At 60.2% G+C, this 844-nt stretch carries 1 pseudogene; it reads left to right on the top strand.

Annotated features, from left to right (window positions below):
* Positions 1–64: 64 nt before the first annotated feature.
* Positions 65–828: pseudogene (locus AKL29_RS46525) on the top strand (IS5 family transposase).
* Positions 829–844: the final 16 nt, after the last annotated feature.

Below are 844 nucleotides of genomic sequence, written 5' to 3'. Positions count from 1 at the left end.
TGTGGACTCTAGGGATTCCCTTTTGAGGCCAAATCAGATTCAAGGCTTCTTTTGGGAGGCGGCCTTGGGTGTGATGGATCGTTTGGTGTTGAGCGACGCGGCTTGGGAGCGCATGGCGCCGCTCATCATTGGCCGGCCCGACCAGAAAGGTTCGACCGGACGCGACAACCGGATGTTCGTGGAAGGGGTGCTCTGGATCGTTCGCACGGGCTCTCCCTGGCGTGATCTTCCGGAGGCGTTTGGGGATTGGAACAGCGTGTTCCGGCGCTTCAGTCGATGGAGCACCAAGGGTGTCTGGTTGCGGATCTTCGAGGCGATGTCCGATGATCCGGACTTCGAATATTTGATCGTCGATTCCACCATCGTCCGGGCGCATCAGCACGCCGCCGGGGCAAAAAAAGGGGGTCTGAAGATCAAGCGATCGGGCGCTCGCGCGGCGGCTTGAGCACCAAGATACATATGGCCGTTCGAGGTTTGGGATGTCCCGTGCGGTTCACCCTCACCGCAGGCCAGAAGGGCGATGCCCCGCAAGCCGCCACGTTGATCGAGGGATTGCCCGCCGAGGTCGTCATGGCCGATGCAGCCTATGACGCCGATCATTTGCGCCAGGCCATCGCAGCCAAAGGCGCGATCGCCGTCATCCCCAACAACCCCTCGCGAGCCCTCAAACATCCGCTCGACAAGCATCTCTATGCCCAGCGCCACCTCGTGGAATGCTGCTTCAGCAAGCTCAAGCAGTTCCGTCGCGTCGCAACCCGCTTCGAAAAGACCGCCCGAAATTACCGAGCCATCGTCACGCTCGCTGCAATCGTCCTATGGATGCGATAAGTGTCAACACCACCTA

The organism is Bradyrhizobium pachyrhizi (genome assembly GCF_001189245.1).
GTDB classification, from domain to species: Bacteria; Pseudomonadota; Alphaproteobacteria; order Rhizobiales; family Xanthobacteraceae; genus Bradyrhizobium; species Bradyrhizobium pachyrhizi.
Note: the sequence above shows the minus strand (reverse complement) of the source record. Positions and strands in the feature narration are given on the sequence as shown.